A 14,991-nucleotide genomic window follows, 5' to 3' on the forward strand; every position below is an offset into this window, starting at 1 on the left:
CCATCCGCTCCGTCTCCTCGGGCGATGGTCTCGTCGCGTTCACAGGGACGCGAGGAGGCGGGCGAGCGCGGTGAAGCGCCCGGCCCGCGGGTGAAGATGTCCCTGAGGCGCGGCCGAAACGAGGTGAGGGACGCCCACGGCCTAGCGGGCCGGGGCGAGGGCGATGGCGTCGATCTCGGCGCTGCAGGTCGCCCTGGTGAGGCGCAGTGTGTCGCGGCCGGCGTTCAGGGCGACGTCGGCCGCGGTGATGGTCCACCGGTCCCAGCCGTACGCCGGGTAGCGCAGTCGCCCGTCCTCCCGGCCGTTCACGGTCAGTCGCTGTTCGCACGGCTCGCCCGTGCCGTTGCCCGCCCGTACGTAGAGGCGGTAGCGACCGGTCCGCGGCATCTCCAGGGTGAACTGCAGGAAGCTGCCCGCCGCCGCGAGATAGCCGACCTTGCCGTCGCCGGAGGCGTTGGCGGTCTCCAGCCGTTCGCCGTCGCTGACCGTCGCGTACGACGGCGACTCCGCCTCCCACCGGGTCATCGGCTCGCCGGTGATGGCGGAGTACCAGCGCGCGGCCATCTTCGCGTAGCCGCCGTTCGTCGGATGGATGCCGTCGGCGAACAGGTCGTCCTTGCCCAGCGCCGCGTGCATGTCGACCAGGTGGACGTGGCGGCCCGCGGACGCCCTCGCCGCGACGATCGCCGGGATCGCGGCGTTGTACGCGCGGGCCCGCGCTTCGTTCGCCCGGCCGGCCAGCGGCGTGATCGTCGCGACGTACACCTGCGCGGTCGGCGTCGTCGTGGTGATCAGGTCGACCAGCGCGGCCAGCCGCGCGGGCGCGGCGCGCAGGTCGCGGCGCTGGATGACGTCGTTGGTGCCGATCTGCAGGAGCACGACGTCGGGCCGGTACTTCAACAGCCAGTCGCGGGTGTGCGTCGTCAGCTGGTGGATGCGCCAGCCGGGATGGCCCTCGTTGTCGCGGTCGGCGAGCTGCGGCGGGCCGCTCGACCGCGAGCCGACGAAGTCGACCTTCCTCCCGTCGGCCTTCATGTACTGCCACAGGTCGCTGCGGTAACCGCCCAGCGACTGCAACCCGTCGGTGATCGAGTCGCCGAGCGGCATCACGCGTGTCGGGAACACCGCCGGATCGGCCTTCGGCGCGGCCAGCGGCTCGCGGTGCGGACCGTCCCCGCTCGCCGTCATGCGCACACCGGCACAGGCCGCGAGGCAGAGCAGCGACGCGACCGTGGCGAGGAGGGTCCGGACCAGGCGCGTCACGAAGGGCGTTCCCGGGGGTAGGAGGCGCTCACGGCGATGGGACTTCCGGCAGTATCGCTCACGGCAGGGGTCGCCGCCACAGGGTCGGTTGTTCGCCCCGGTGATCGGCGTTGATCCCGACGCCGAGCAGGTCGGCGCCGGATGAGGTCAGCCCGGTGAGCCACTGGTCGCCGCGCCCGGACAGCCCGGTTCCCTGCGGCGTCTGCGCCGCCCACGCGTGGCCGTCTGCCGAGGTCCACAGCACCACGTCCGTACGTCCCGCGCGTCCGGCCGCGCCCGCGATGACGAAACCGTGCGGCGTGGCGGTCAGGGCGGTGGCGGCGGAGTTGCGGTCGCTGGAGTCCGCGCCGTCCTGTCCCGCCTTCGGCAGCCCGACCTCCTGCCACGACGCGCCGCCGTCGGAGGAGACGAAGGCGAACGCCGTACGGCCGGAGGCGGTGCCGGCCGTGCCGGTCGCCACCAGCGCGTTGCCGTGGACCGCGACCCGGTCGAACCATCCCTCCGCGGCGCCGGACGGCTGCGGGAGCTGTTTCAGCGTCCACTTCAGCCCGTCGGTGGAGGTCCAGACGGCGGGGCGGCCCTGCGGCGCGTCCTTGACCGACGGGTCGCTGACCCCGCCGACCGCGACGTAGCCGGACGGTCCGGCGGCGACGCTCCGCATCCAGCGGTTCGCCGTCCTGGTGCCCTCCAGGTCGCCGCCGCTGCCGGGTTTCCAGGACTTGAGGTCGGAGGAGACCCAGGTGCCGGCCGAGAACCCCGACTCTCCGACGATCACGTATCCGGCCTTGCCGTAGGCGGCCGCGTAGGTGGCGGCGTGGCCCGAGCCCGGGTCGAACCCGGCGGCGGAGCGCCAGCTCGTGCCGTCCGGCGAGGTGACCGCGAGCGGCCGGTCCCCGTCGTAGCCCACGGCGAGCCAGCCCGCCGCGCCCGAGGCCGCGTTGATGAGCCGCTGCTTGCCGGGCCGCGCCAGGGCGCCGCCCGTGTCACTCGCGCGGGTCCACCGGGAACCGTCGGGTGAGGTCCACACGGCCCCGTCGCCGTTCGTGCCGCCGACGGCGACCCGCAGGTTCGCCGAGCTCGCGACGTACGCCACGGTCTGGTCCGGCCGGACCGCGCCCGGGATCGCCGACACGTCGACCGGGATCTCCTGGCCCAGCGTGTCGCGTACGGCGAGGACGGCGTCGGCGTCCTGCCCGTCGTCCTCGCGTGCGGCGACGATCGTCGCGCCGGCGGTGACCGCCACGCCCTCGATCGTGCGGCCGGAGGAGAGCGGTACCTCACCGCCGTTCTGCCAGGTGCCGCCGTCGTCGCTGCGGGCGATCAGCACCTTCTTGTCCCCGCCGATGACGGCGGCCATGCCCCGGTCGGAGGACGCGAGCCGCTGGAGGCCGCCGTACCCGGGCAGGTGGATCTCGCCGGCCTTACGCCAGCTCTGGCCGTCCGCCGACGTGAGCATGACACCGTACTGCTCGGACTTGCTGTGGGCGTTGCGGCCCGCGATGAACCCGGTGGGCGTGGCCGCGACGGCGATGCCCGGGCCCGCGGTGCCCTTCGGGTGCGGCACGTCGGCCGCGGCCCACGTGCGGCCGCCGTCGGCCGAGCGCCACACGCCGTCCTTGACGATCTGCCCTTTGCCGTCGGTCGACCAGCCGTACGCGAGGACGAGGTCGCCGTGCGCGGCGACGTCGATCAGCGAGAGCGGACCGCCCGGCAGCGACATCTTCAGCTGGTCGTTGCCCAGCCGCTGCCACTGCCGGCCGTCGGAGGACAGCCACACGACCGGGACGGCGTCGCTGTAGTCGCCCTTCTGGGAGGTGTCGCCGACCGCGACGAAGCCGTTCGCGGTGCGGGCGACCCGGGTGATCTTGTCCCGGCCGAAGACCGCGCCGGTCGAGTCGGGCTGGCGGATCCAGGTCCGGCCGTCGCGGCTCGTCCACACCGCCGTTCCGGCGTGCGAGCCGCCCAGCGCGACCCACGCGCCGGCCGAACCGGCGATCACCCGCGGCGTGTCGCCGTATCCGGGCTCGGCGCCGTCGGGCGTACGGACGTCGGCGAGGCGGAAGGAACGCCCGCCGTCGCTGGAGACCAGGAACTCTCCGCGGTAGTCGGCGGTCTCGGTCTCACCGCCGACCGCGACGACGATGGAGCCGGCCGACGCCACCCCGAGCAGCTCCTGGTCGTGACCGTCGGCCTTGGCGGCCGGGTCCGGCGCGAACGTCGCCCCCGCGAGCTGTGCCGCGGGCCCGGTCGTCGTGTGGTGCAGCGGCCCGCGCCCGGTCAGGAACACCACTCCACCGGCGATCAGCGCGACGACGACCAGGCCGGCCACCGCGAGCAGGATCGGCTTCAGGCGGATGGTCCGGCGGGCGCGCTGGGGCGTGTCCCGCCGCCACGGCTCGTCGTACATCGTCGGCGGGCCGGCCGGCTGCCACGGCTGGGGCCGGTCGTAGCCCGGACCGCCGTGGCCGCCGCCGGGCATCCGGGGGTCGGGCGGGCGCGGCGTCGAGCGGCTGGTCGCCGACGGAGGCAGGTCGAAGACCGTGGCGGGCGGTTCCGCCGGCGGCGGGACGGTCTGGTCCGGCACCGGGGGAGGCTGGTACGCCGCCGCCCGGTCACCCGGAGCGGGCTCCGGCGCCGGGACGTCGGTCACGGTGCGCTGGGTCGGCGGAGGCTCGTGCGCCGGGTTCCAGGGGGGCTGCGGCGGGATCCGCCACGGGTCGGTCTCGCCGGCGAACGCCGTCTCGTCGGTGGCCGCCTCGCCGTGCGCGTTCTCGGCGGGCGGCGGTGAGGCGGGCGGGTGCGGTGGGACGGGCGGCGCGGCCCAGGGTGGGAGAGCGGCGGGCGGCGCGGCGTTGCCGTGACCCCAGCCGACGGGCGGCGGGGGAGGGAACGCCCAGGGGTCCTCCGGCGGTGGGTCCGCGTTCGGATCGTCGTCAGGCTCGTGGCCGGTCACGCTCACCCTCCCCGCTCCTCGCCGTGAATGGCGACCCCCCTCGACCTTCTTAATAAAAGTCGTGGCGGCATCTTATCGGGGCAAACAGGTCAAGTGGGTTCTCCGAGGGCGGGTGTGACCTATCCGCCGCTTTTCCCGTCTGACCGAAACGGTTCTGCGGCCATTCCGCGGACGCCGGTGGGCGGCGGGTCGCTCGGCAAGGCTCCCAAGAAACTCGACACGGTTTCCTACCTGAGGTTCCCGACGGTCTCCAAGAACGTCCGCCCCGTGCTGCGAAACCACAGCGTGCGCGCCTATCGGCCGGCCGGGCCCGAGGGTCCGGAAATCGACGTCGACGTCGTACCCCGGATGACGCCGATCGCCGGGAGCTCGCCGGCCCACCCGGCGTCAAGGTCGCCTGGTTCCCGCGCGCCACCACCGGCCTGCCCGTGGGGCGGTTCGCTCATCGGCGCGAGCGGTCACCTCCGCGCCGTGGCCTCCTGGACGTGCGCGGCGAGCAGCGGCCGGTACCGCATGCCCAGCCCCTGGTAGAGCCGTACGGCGGCCCGGTTCCACTCGTCCACCATCAGGGCCGCGGTGCCGTGCCGGGCCACGGCCTCCGCGGCGACGAACGCGCAGACCGTACGGCCGAGTCCCAGCCCACGGGCGTCGGGGTGCACCGCGACTCCGGCGATCAGCCCGACGGACGGCGCCGGCCAGACGAGCGCGGCCAGCGCCACGAGCCGTCCCGCGTCGTCGCGGAGACCCGCCCAGCGTTCGTCGGCGCGGCTCCCAGGCCGGGCGTCCGACGTCGGGAAGGCCACGTCGAGGAGCGCCGCGGCCTCGGGCAGCTCCGGCCGGGTGAGCCATCGGGCCCCGCCGGCCGCCGCAGGCGCCTCCGTGGTCTCCATCCAGCCGAACGCCCTGGTCGGGGCGAGCACGGGCACCCCGGCGACGACCGCGCCGATGAGGCCGGGGTCCCCGAGCGGCCGGTAGGTCGGTCCCACCTCGGCCAGGACCTGCTCGACCAGGGGAACGGCGGCGTCGGCCTGCCCGTGGACGGCGATCCGGTCCCGGCGGGAGATGTCGTGACCGGCGACGGCGACCGCACGCCCGTCGTCGCTCGCCCAGGCGCGCCCGCGCCCGTCGAGGTCCTGGGCCGCCCAGAGACACAGCGTGTCGCCCGCGCACAGCGCGGTCAGCTCGTCATGGTCGTGGATCGCCCGCATCGGACGGCAGTCTGCCAGGACCGGACGCGCCGCCGGTGACCGGCGTGGCCGCTCGGAGGGTCAGGCCGCCTCGGAGGAGATGAGGCGGATGACGTCGTCGCGCAGGGCGGTGAGCTCGACGCCGGACTCCACGAGCACACGGGCGGCCAGGCCCTCGCCCTCGCGGATGAGGCCGAGCAGCAGGTGGCCCGTGCCGAGGTGGTTGTGGCCGAGGCGCAGGGCCTCGCGCAGCGAGAGCTCGAGGACCTTCTTCGCCCGCCTGCCGAACGGAATGTGACCCGCCCGGTACGGTTTGCGGCGCCGTGCGTCGAGCGCGCCCGGGCCGAAGGTCGCCTCGGTGACCCGGCGGACCTCGTCGAGGTCGATCCCCAGCGTCGCCAGGGCGTCCGGGTCGAGGTCGTCCCGTGACGGGCCGGCGATGCCGGCGATCCGCCGCCGGAGCTCGTCCGGGTCGGCGCCCCGGTCGCGCAGCGCCCGGGCGGCCGGTCCGGCGCCGGCGTCCAGCATCGCCAGCAGGAGGTGCTCGGTGTCGATGAACGGCGCGCGCAGCCGCCGGGCCTCCTCCTGTGCCCGCACCACGACCGCGCGGGCCTCCTTGGTGAACCGTTCGAACATCCCTACCGCTCCTTACCGAGAATCCGCCGGCCGCCGCCGTGTTTCTTGTGCACCGCCTGCCGGCTGACGCCGAGGCAGACCGCGATCTCCTGCCAGGACCATCCCTGCTCGCGCGCGTTGCCGACCTGCAGCGCCTCCAGCCGCTCGGCGAGCTCGCGCAACGCGCGGACCGCCCGCAGCCCGACCGCCGGGTCACGGCTGCTCGCCTCCTGGGCGAGCTGGACTCCATCGCTCATGGTGTCAACATAGGTTGACGGCTGGCGCATGTCAACCAAAGTTGACGCGGCGCCGGGCGGGCCGCCCTCGCGCGGCCGGCTCGATCCCGAATGAGATTCGTTTCATCGGTGCGCGATCTTTTCCCGCGCACGGCGCTTGGCCATACTCGATCACGGGCCCACGCCGGAGGCCCGTGCCGACGAAGGACGAGGAATGACGGTTCTCACCAGCGCGCTCGACCCCGGGGGCGACGCCTACGCCGAGCGGCGGGCGGCGATGCTGGCCAAGGTCGCCGAGCTCGAGGCCGAGCACGCCAAGGCCGTGGCCGGGGGCGGGCCCAAGTACGTCGATCGGCACCGCGCCCGCGGGAAGCTTCTCGCCCGCGAGCGCGTCGAGCTGCTCATCGATCCCGACTCGCCCTTCCTGGAGCTGTCCCCGCTCGCCGCCTGGGGCAGCGACTTCTCCGTCGGCGCGAGCCTGGTCAGTGGCATCGGTGTGGTCGAGGGCGTCGAGTGCGTGATCGTCGCGAGCGACCCGACCGTACGCGGCGGATCCAGCAACCCCTGGACCGTGGCCAAGACGTTCCGCGCCGCCGACATCGCGCTGGAGAACCGCCTCCCGCTGATCAACCTGGTCGAGTCCGGCGGCGCCGACCTGCCCACGCAGAAGGAGATCTTCATCCCCGGCGGCCGGATCTTCCGCGACCTCACGCGGCTGTCCGCCGCCGGAATCCCGACGATCGCGCTGGTCTTCGGCAACTCGACCGCGGGCGGCGCGTACCTGCCCGGGATGAGCGACCACGTCGTGATGGTCAAGGACCGCGCCAAGGTCTTCCTCGGCGGCCCGCCGCTGGTGAAGATGGCCACCGGTGAGGAGTCCGGCGACGAGGAGCTCGGCGGCGCCGAGATGCACGCCCGCACCAGCGGCCTGGCCGACCACATGGCGGCCGACGAGTACGACGCGCTGCGGATCGGCCGCCGGATCGTCGCCCGGCTCAACTGGCGCAAGCGCGGCCGCGCGCCGCTGCCCGTACGGCCACCGCGGTACGACGAGGAAGAGCTGCTCGGCATCGTCCCGGAGGATTTGAAGATCCCCTTCGACCCGCGCGAGGTGATCGCCCGGATCGCCGACGGGTCGGACTTCGACGAGTTCAAGCCGCTGTACGGCACCAGCCTCGTCACCGGCTGGGCCACCCTGCACGGCTATCCGATCGGCGTGCTCGCCAACGCGCGCGGCGTGCTGTTCGGGCCGGAGTCGCAGAAGGCGGCGCAGTTCATCCAGCTCGCGAACCAGACCGGCACCCCGCTGCTCTTCCTGCAGAACACCACCGGCTACATGGTCGGCCGGGAGTACGAGCAGAGCGGCATCATCAAGCACGGCGCCACGATGATCAACGCGGTGTCCAACAGCCGGGTGCCGCACCTGACCGTCGTCATGGGCGCCTCGTACGGCGCGGGCAACTACGGCATGTGCGGCCGGGCGTACGACCCCCGCTTCCTGTTCACCTGGCCGAGCGCCAAGTCGGCGGTCATGGGCCCGGCGCAGCTCGCCGGCGTGCTGTCCATCGTCGGCCGGCAGGCCGCGCAGGCGCGCGGCCAGAACTTCGACGAGGAGGCCGACGCGCAGATGCGCGCGATGGTCGAGGCACAGATCGAGTCGGAGTCGCTGCCGTTCTTCCTGTCCGGACGGCTGTACGACGACGGCGTGATCGACCCGCGCGACACCCGTACCGTCCTCGGACTGTGCCTGTCCGCGATCAACAGCGCCGCCGAGCCTGCCGCGCAGGCGGGCGGCTTCGGCGTCTTCAGGATTTGAGCGAATGATCTCCAGACTGCTGGTGGCCAACCGGGGCGAGATCGCCCGCCGGGTCTTCCGTACCTGCCGCGATCTCGGCATCGAGACCGTCGCGGTGTTCTCCGACCCGGACGCCGCCCTGCCGCACGCGACCGAGGCCGACCGCGCCGTGCGCCTGCCCGGCGCGTCGCCCGCCGAGACGTACCTGGACCAGAAGGCGATCCTCGACGCCGCGCGGGCCGCGGGCGCGGACGCGGTCCACCCGGGGTACGGATTCCTGTCCGAGAACGCCGCGTTCGCCGAGGCGGTCCTCGCCGCCGGCCTGACGTGGGTGGGCCCGCCGCCGAAGGCGATCGCGGCGATGGGCCTCAAGACCGAGGCCAAGCGGCTCATGCGCGAGGCGGGCGTGCCCGTGCTGCCCGACCTCGATCCCGGCGCGGTCAGCGACTTCCCCGTGCTCATCAAGGCGTCGGCGGGAGGCGGCGGACGCGGCATGCGGGTGGTGCGGGACGCCGCCGAGCTGGCCGGGGCGCTGGAGTCGGCGCGCCGCGAGGCGGAGTCGGCGTTCGGCGATCCGGCCGTCTTCTGCGAGCCGCTGCTGACCGGCGCGCGCCACATCGAGGTGCAGGTGCTCGCCGACACCCACGGCACGGTCTGGACGCTGGGGGAGCGGGAGTGCTCGATCCAGCGCCGTCACCAGAAGGTGATCGAGGAGGCGCCCTCACCCGCGATCGACACCGCGCTGCGCCAGCGCCTGTGCGAGGCGGCCGCCGCGGCCGCCCGCGCGATCGGCTACGAGGGCGCCGGCACCGTGGAGTTCATGCTGGCCCCGGACGGCGGTTTCTTCTTCCTGGAGGTCAACACGCGTCTCCAGGTGGAGCATCCGGTCACCGAGTGCGTGTACGGCGTGGACCTGGTGGCCCTGCAGATCGAGGTGGCCGAGGGCACCGCGCTGAAGGACCCGCCGCGCCCGTCCGGCCACGCGATCGAGGCACGTCTCTACGCCGAGGATCCCGCGGAGGGGTACCGGCCGCACAGCGGCGCCCTGCACACGTTCGCCGTCCCCGGCGTGGACGCGGAGTTCCGCGTGCCCGGCGCGTACGGGCTGCGGCTGGACTCCGGCGTCGTGTCCGGCAGCGTGATCTCCACCCACTACGACCCGATGCTCGCCAAGGTGATCGCGTACGCGCCCACCCGCGTCGCGGCCGCCCGCCGTCTGGCCGCGGCTCTGGCCGGAACGCGCGTCCACGGCCCGGTGACCAACCGCGACCAGCTCGTCGCCGCACTCTGGCACGAGGCGTTCCTCGCCGGCGCCACCGACACGGGCTTCCTCGACCGCCACGACACCACCGGCCGCCGCGCCGATGCCGGGACCGTACGGCTGTCCGCGCTGGCCGCCGCGCTCGCCCAGGCCGCCGCCAACCGCTCGGAGGCCACCGTGCTGGGCGGCCTGCCGAGCGGCTGGCGCAACGTGCCCTCACAGCCCCAACGCGTCGCCTTCGACGAGTCCGGGACCGTGCACGAGGTCGCCTACCGCCTCACGCGCGCGGGCCTGGTCGCCGAGGGGCACGAGGACGTCTCGCTCGTCTCCGCCTCCCCGGACGCGGTCGTCCTGACGGCCGGGGGCGTGCGCCTGCGGTTCACGGTCGCGCGGCACGGGCACGGGGTGTACGTCGACTCGGTGCTCGGCGCGGTGACGTTCACGCGGGTCGAGCGTTTGCCCGACCCCGCCGAGCAGGTGGCGCCCGGCACCCTGCTCGCGCCCATGCCCGGCTCGGTGATCCGGGTCGCGGTGAGCGAGGGCGACACGGTCGAACGCGGCCAGCCGATGCTGTGGCTGGAGGCGATGAAGATGGAACACCAGATCCTCGCCCCGGCGGGCGGCGTGGTGACCGCGCTGCACGCCGAGGTCGGAGCCCAGGTCGAGACCGGCGCGGTCCTCGCCGTCGTCACGGAGGAGTAACCATGGATCCCCTCGTCCGGTACGCCGAGGACGGCGGCACGGCGACGATCACCCTTGACTCGCCGCGCAACCGCAACGCCCTGTCCCGGCGTCTCGTCGCCGAGCTGCGCGAGGCGCTGACGACCGCGCTCGGCGACGACGGCGTCCGGGTCATCGTGCTGACCGGCACCGGCACGGTGTTCTGCGCGGGCGCCGACCTGAAGGAGCAGTCGGCCGGTGAGCCCCCGCCGGACGTGCCCGGCCTCGTCGGGCTCATCTGGGACAGTCCCAAGCCGGTCGTGGCCCGCCTCAACGGCCCGGCGCGGGCGGGCGGGCTCGGCCTGGTGACCGCCTGCGACCTCGCGGTCGCCCCGGACACCGCGACGTTCGCCTTCACCGAGGTCCGCCTGGGAGTCGTGCCCGCCATGATCGCGGTGACGTGCCTGCGGCGCATGGACCCCCGCGCGGCGGCCGAGTACTTCCTCACCGGAGAGGTCTTCGACGCGTGCCGCGCCCAGGAGATCGGCCTGATCAACCGCGCCGTCCCGGCCGAGGAGCTGGACGCCGCGGTGGCCCACTACACCGGGATGCTCCTACGCGGCGCCCCGGAGGCCCTGGCCATCGCCAAGCGGCTGCCGCGCACGGTGCCGGCCATGACGGTCGAGGAGGGCTTCGCCCGGATGGCGGAGCTGTCCGCCGAGCGCTTCGGCTCCGACGAGGCCAAGGAGGGCATCGCCGCCTTCCTGGAGAAGCGTGATCCCCGGTGGCTGCCCTGACCTGCTGCTACGGTGCGCGTTGTGACCCGTATCCTCCCGCCGGTCGCGGGCGTTCCGCGGCCGGACGCTGAGCCTCGCCCGTGTCCTGGCGTCCGGTGGACCGCGTGACGCTGGCCCCGGAGGCGCCCGTGGTGAGCCGGCGGCTGCTCACCGCCGAGATCTGGGTGGTCTTCGCCCTCTCGCTCGGGGCCAGCGGCGTCAGCGCGCTGCTGCAGCTCATCGCCTCCCTCACGGCGCCCAAGCCGCTGGCCCGGCAGAAGGCGCTGCTGGTCGGCTCCCTGGCACCCGGCCGCCCCTGGATCGACCTCGCCTTCCAGCTGTTCAACATCGCCGTCGCGGTGGCGCCCGTGGCCCTCGTGGCGTACCTGCTGGTGCGCTCGGGGGAGTCGCTCGCCACTCTCGGCGTCGACCGGCGCCGGCCGGCGCAGGACGCCGTGCGCGGCGCCGCGCTGGCCGCGGTGATCGGCGGCGGCGGGCTGGCGCTGTACCTGATCGCCTACCACTCCGGCGCGAACCTCACCGTCGTGCCCGCGCAGCTGCCGCCGGTGTGGTGGCGCGTTCCCGTGCTCCTGCTGGCCGCCGCGCAGAACGGCGTGCTGGAGGAGGTGCTGGTCGCCGGTTACCTGCTGCACCGGCTCTCCCAGCTCGGCTGGCGGCCGGGTCGCGCCCTGACGGTCAGCGCGCTGCTGCGCGGCTCGTACCACCTGTACCAGGGCTTCGGCGGCTTCGCCGGCAACGTGGTGATGGGTGTGATCTTCGGCCGGCTCTACCAGCGCTGGGGCCGTGCGACGCCGCTGATCGTCGCGCACACCCTCATCGACGGCGTGACGTTCGTCGGATACACGCTCCTGCACGGGCACGTGTCCTGGCTGCCGTGACCGGCGACGCGAGCGGGTGGCACGGCGACATCTGCCGAAAAGTGCGCTCGGTTGCTGAAAAGGACGCTGGGTGAACCGATAGCTTCTAACTTATGAGACTCGGTGTCCTCGATGTGGGCTCCAATACCGTGCACCTGCTGGTCGTGGACGCACACCAGGGCGCGGCGCCGTTGCCGGCCTTCTCACATAAGAACGAACTGCGGCTCGCCGCGCACCTGGATGACGGCGACCGGCTGTCCGAGGCGGGCGCCCACCGGTTGCGCGCGTTCGTCGACGACGCTCTCCGCGTCGCCGAGGACAAGGGCGTCGAGGAGGTCGTCGCCTTCGCCACCTCGGCGATCCGCGAGGCGGTGAACGGCGAGGAGGTCCTCGGCGACATCCGCGACCACAGCGGCATCGACATCCCGGTGCTGTCGGGGGAGGACGAGGCGCGGCTGACGTTCCTGGCCGCGCGCCGCTGGTTCGGCTGGTCGTCCGGGCGGCTGCTGGTCCTGGACATCGGCGGCGGCTCCCTGGAGATCGCCTCCGGCGCCGACGAGGAGCCCGACGCGGCCGTGTCCCTGCCGCTGGGCGCCGGCCGCCTGACCCGCGACTGGTTCACCGCCGATCCGCCGCCGCCCGAAGAGGTGCGCCAGCTCCGCAAGCACGTCCGTACGACGATCGCCCGCGAGGTCGGTGGTGTGGTCCGGTACGGCGCGCCCGACCACGCCGTGGCGACCTCCAAGACGTTCCGCCAGCTCTCCCGCATCGCCGGCGCGGCCCCCTCCAACCAGGGGCCCCTCGTCCGCCGAGTGCTGTCCCACCACCAGGTCACCGACTGGGCCGAACGGCTGCCGTCCATGACCGCGGCCGAACGCGCGGAGCTCCCGGGCGTCTCCCAGGGCCGCGCCCCGCAGCTCCCGGCCGGCGCGATCGTGGCGGACGCCGCGATGGACCTCCTGGGCGTCGCCGAGGCCGCCGTCTGCCCGTGGGCGCTGCGCGAAGGTGTGATCCTGCGCCGCCTGGACCTGCTGCCCCAGGAGCGTTCCTAGCTGTACTGACCATGGACGTGGCGTGCACTGGTCTTCTCGCCCGGGTCAGCGGCCGGGCGGCCTTTCGTCATGGCCTCCGTGCCGGTGTGACCAGGTGCTTCACCGGATGGGCCGAATTCGCGTAAGGGACCGGTTCACCGGCGTGGTCAGTGCCACCGGTCAGGAGCGGGGCCCGTCGACGGGCCCCGCCTGAGGTCGGTCAGTGGTGGCGGACGACGTGGTGGACCACGCGGTGGTGGACGACGACGTGGTGGTGGACGACGTGGTGGTGGGAGTGGCCGCAGGCCGAGAGTCCCAGAAGTGCCGGCACCAGTGCCATGCCCGCCACGGTCGCCTTACGAAGCCGCTTGACCTTCACGTTGCCCTCCGATTTCAGGCTTTTCTCAGCGTCTATCCAGAAAGTCTGGATGAGCGTACAAGATCAGAGACGCAACGCGCGGACGCGCGGTTCCATGGAGGACACCGCGCGTCCGGGTTCTGTGCGTCGGGCGAGCCGTCAGCGGCCTCATCGAAGATCCGTGCGGTCACGAGCTCCTTACGGTGAGGGGAGAACGGGCGAAGGTCGATGGTGACGTCCTCACAGGTCCATGCAGGACAGGGCGCGCTGGAAGGCGGCCTTCTGGCCGTCGGGCCGCCCGGCCGCGCCCAGCAGCTCGGCCAGGCCGAACCACGCGCGAGCCGCCGGACGATGCGCGTCCATCTTCTCCAGGTACTCCCCGGCCTGTGAGAGGGCCATCACGGCCTCCTCACGCTGTCCCAGGCGCTCGTACGCCTCGCCCAGGGCGATGTAGGCGTTCGCGGTCGTGATGCCGCCGGGGCTCTCCAGGAGGTCGAGCGCGCGGCGCGCCAGCGCCGCCGCCTCCTCCGGGCGGCCGAGCAGGAGCTCGGCGCGGGCCTGGACGGTGAAGTTCAGGCTCAGGTCGACCGTGCTGGCGGAGCTGGCGTCCAGGCCGCGCTCGGCCTTGAGCAGCACCTCTTTGGCCTCTTCCGCGCGCTCGGGGTGCGCGTCGAGCAGGAAGATCGCGTAGGCGTTGCGGATCCGGCTGAGGTTACGCGGGTCGTCCTCCTCGCCGAGCAGCGCCATGGCGCGTTCGGCGAGCCGGAGCGCGTGGTCGTACTCGCCGCGGGACTCGGCGACGAAGCCCGCGTTCCAGTACGCCGCCATGAGCGCCTTCGGACTGCCGATGGCCTCGGCCCGGTCGATGAGGCTCTGCGCGAACTGGTTGGCGTACGCCAGGTCCCCGCGGAGGATGTACGCGGCGAGAACGGTGGCGCCGAGCATCACCATCGAGTCGGACCACTGGCCGGTCGTGTCGGACAGGCTCCGCAGCGCGGCCTCGCCGACGTCGATGGCGATGGCGAAGTCGCCGCGCTCACGGTGGCAGCGGCTCAGCGCGATGTGCAGCTCGGCCCACGGGTCGGGGTCGGAGTGCGGCGAGATCAGCTCGGCGGCCCGGTTGAGCTCGACGATCGCCTCGTCCAGGTCACCCGTCGCCTCCAGCGCGAGGGCGTGCCCCCAGCGCGCCTCGTGCGCGAGGGCGGGCAGGTCGGCGAGCGCCGGGTGGGTGAGCACCTCGGCGAAGCACGCGCGAGCCTCCTCGGTGGCGCCGTTCTCCAGGGCGATCTTGGCGTACCGAAGGGTTTCCTGCAGCCCGGTCATCGCCTCCTCGGTGACCCCCGTCGTCAGGTAGGCCGCGGAGCAGTCGAGCTTGCGGGCCAGGAGAGCCACCATGCTGGGCGCCGGAGTCCGCTTGCCGCTTTCAATGAGTGACACATAGCTGTCGGAGAGTTCCGGCCACGCGAGCTGCGCCTGCGACATGTTCCTTCGCAGCCGCAGGTTACGGATCCGTTCGCCCAGCGATTCTTGACTTGGCATCCCGCCCGCCTCTACAAGAAAGTGACAGAACAACACGAAAGGATAGAAAAGAATGTCACACCTGCGCAGGGGCCTGGCCCTGATCCTGCTCGCGCTAGTTGGCTGGCTTGTCGCCTTTGGAGCCGCCGGCACCGTCTCGGCCTCGGCCTCCACCGACACTCCCGCATCGACCAAGAGCAGCTCCTCCATGTGCTGCTGACCTGCTGATCAGCCAAAAGGCCGGCAGACATGTAGCAACGGGTGGTGCGATTCGCGCCCGGTCGGAGCAGGTCCATCGGCGACCCGCGAGAGCCGAACCCTGTGTCCCGGGCAGCTTCGGAACAGGCCGGCGGTGGCCTAGAGTGGCCGCGGCCGGCCGTCTCCCGTCGCGACGTCCGATGGCATGTGGGTGTCTGCCGGCCCGCGCCGCGGCCCCGGCGGAATGAGCCGGGCGCACGGG

General features: G+C 73.3%; 11 protein-coding genes and 1 pseudogene. 5 read left to right on the forward strand and 7 right to left on the reverse strand.

Annotated elements, in window-relative coordinates:
- Nucleotides 1-141 precede the first annotated feature (141 nt).
- From ACQEV1_RS24195 to ACQEV1_RS24215, 5 genes and pseudogenes are all read right to left on the reverse strand, one after another.
- Nucleotides 142-1,263, reverse strand: a complete 1,122-nt coding sequence (locus ACQEV1_RS24195) for a GDSL-type esterase/lipase family protein (protein WP_433396291.1) — start codon at nucleotides 1,261-1,263, stop codon at nucleotides 142-144.
- Nucleotides 1,264-1,321: 58 nt separating this feature from the next.
- Nucleotides 1,322-4,222 (reverse strand): hypothetical protein, encoded by a 2,901-nt coding sequence (locus ACQEV1_RS24200; protein ID WP_433396293.1) that lies wholly within the window; start codon nucleotides 4,220-4,222, stop codon nucleotides 1,322-1,324.
- A gap of 452 nt (nucleotides 4,223-4,674) precedes the next feature.
- Nucleotides 4,675-5,424 carry a GNAT family N-acetyltransferase gene (locus ACQEV1_RS24205; protein ID WP_433396295.1) on the reverse strand — a complete coding sequence of 250 codons (750 nt, stop codon included), beginning with the start codon at nucleotides 5,422-5,424 and terminating at the stop codon, nucleotides 4,675-4,677.
- A gap of 78 nt (nucleotides 5,425-5,502) precedes the next feature.
- Nucleotides 5,503-6,039 (reverse strand): annotated as a pseudogene (locus ACQEV1_RS24210) (Clp protease N-terminal domain-containing protein); the annotation flags it as partial.
- Between the two features lie 2 nt (nucleotides 6,040-6,041).
- On the reverse strand, nucleotides 6,042-6,275 hold the full coding sequence (locus tag ACQEV1_RS24215; protein WP_285581371.1) for an RNA polymerase subunit sigma-70: 234 nt from the start codon (nucleotides 6,273-6,275) through the stop codon (nucleotides 6,042-6,044).
- 193 nt (nucleotides 6,276-6,468) lie between these two features.
- Between ACQEV1_RS24215 and ACQEV1_RS24220 the strand changes: the two genes are divergently transcribed.
- From ACQEV1_RS24220 to ACQEV1_RS24240, 5 genes are all read left to right on the forward strand, one after another.
- On the forward strand, nucleotides 6,469-8,070 hold the full coding sequence (locus ACQEV1_RS24220; protein ID WP_285619006.1) for an acyl-CoA carboxylase subunit beta: 1,602 nt from the start codon (nucleotides 6,469-6,471) through the stop codon (nucleotides 8,068-8,070).
- A gap of 4 nt (nucleotides 8,071-8,074) precedes the next feature.
- Nucleotides 8,075-10,012, forward strand: coding sequence for an acetyl/propionyl/methylcrotonyl-CoA carboxylase subunit alpha (locus ACQEV1_RS24225; RefSeq protein ID WP_433396298.1), 1,938 nt, complete (start codon nucleotides 8,075-8,077; stop codon nucleotides 10,010-10,012).
- Nucleotides 10,013-10,014: 2 nt separating this feature from the next.
- A complete protein-coding gene (locus ACQEV1_RS24230; RefSeq protein WP_433396300.1) occupies nucleotides 10,015-10,767 on the forward strand; it encodes an enoyl-CoA hydratase-related protein in 753 nt (250 codons plus the stop codon).
- A 104-nt stretch (nucleotides 10,768-10,871) separates the two neighbouring features.
- Nucleotides 10,872-11,645: a CPBP family intramembrane glutamic endopeptidase gene (locus ACQEV1_RS24235; protein WP_285619004.1), complete on the forward strand. Its 774-nt coding sequence runs from the start codon at nucleotides 10,872-10,874 to the stop codon at nucleotides 11,643-11,645.
- Between the two features lie 92 nt (nucleotides 11,646-11,737).
- Nucleotides 11,738-12,676: a Ppx/GppA phosphatase family protein gene (locus ACQEV1_RS24240; protein WP_285619003.1), complete on the forward strand. Its 939-nt coding sequence runs from the start codon at nucleotides 11,738-11,740 to the stop codon at nucleotides 12,674-12,676.
- 199 nt (nucleotides 12,677-12,875) lie between these two features.
- Here the strand turns inward: ACQEV1_RS24240 and ACQEV1_RS24245 are convergent, their stop codons facing one another.
- The gene (locus ACQEV1_RS24245) at nucleotides 12,876-13,034 is read right to left on the reverse strand and encodes a hypothetical protein (protein ID WP_285581379.1); all 159 of its coding nucleotides are present in this window, start codon (nucleotides 13,032-13,034) and stop codon (nucleotides 12,876-12,878) included.
- Nucleotides 13,035-13,253: 219 nt separating this feature from the next.
- Nucleotides 13,254-14,552 (reverse strand): helix-turn-helix domain-containing protein, encoded by a 1,299-nt coding sequence (locus ACQEV1_RS24250; RefSeq protein ID WP_285619002.1) that lies wholly within the window; start codon nucleotides 14,550-14,552, stop codon nucleotides 13,254-13,256.
- Nucleotides 14,553-14,991: the final 439 nt, after the last annotated feature.

The organism is Actinoallomurus sp. CA-142502, from assembly GCF_050936355.1.
GTDB classification, from domain to species: Bacteria; Actinomycetota; Actinomycetes; order Streptosporangiales; family Streptosporangiaceae; genus Actinoallomurus; species Actinoallomurus iriomotensis.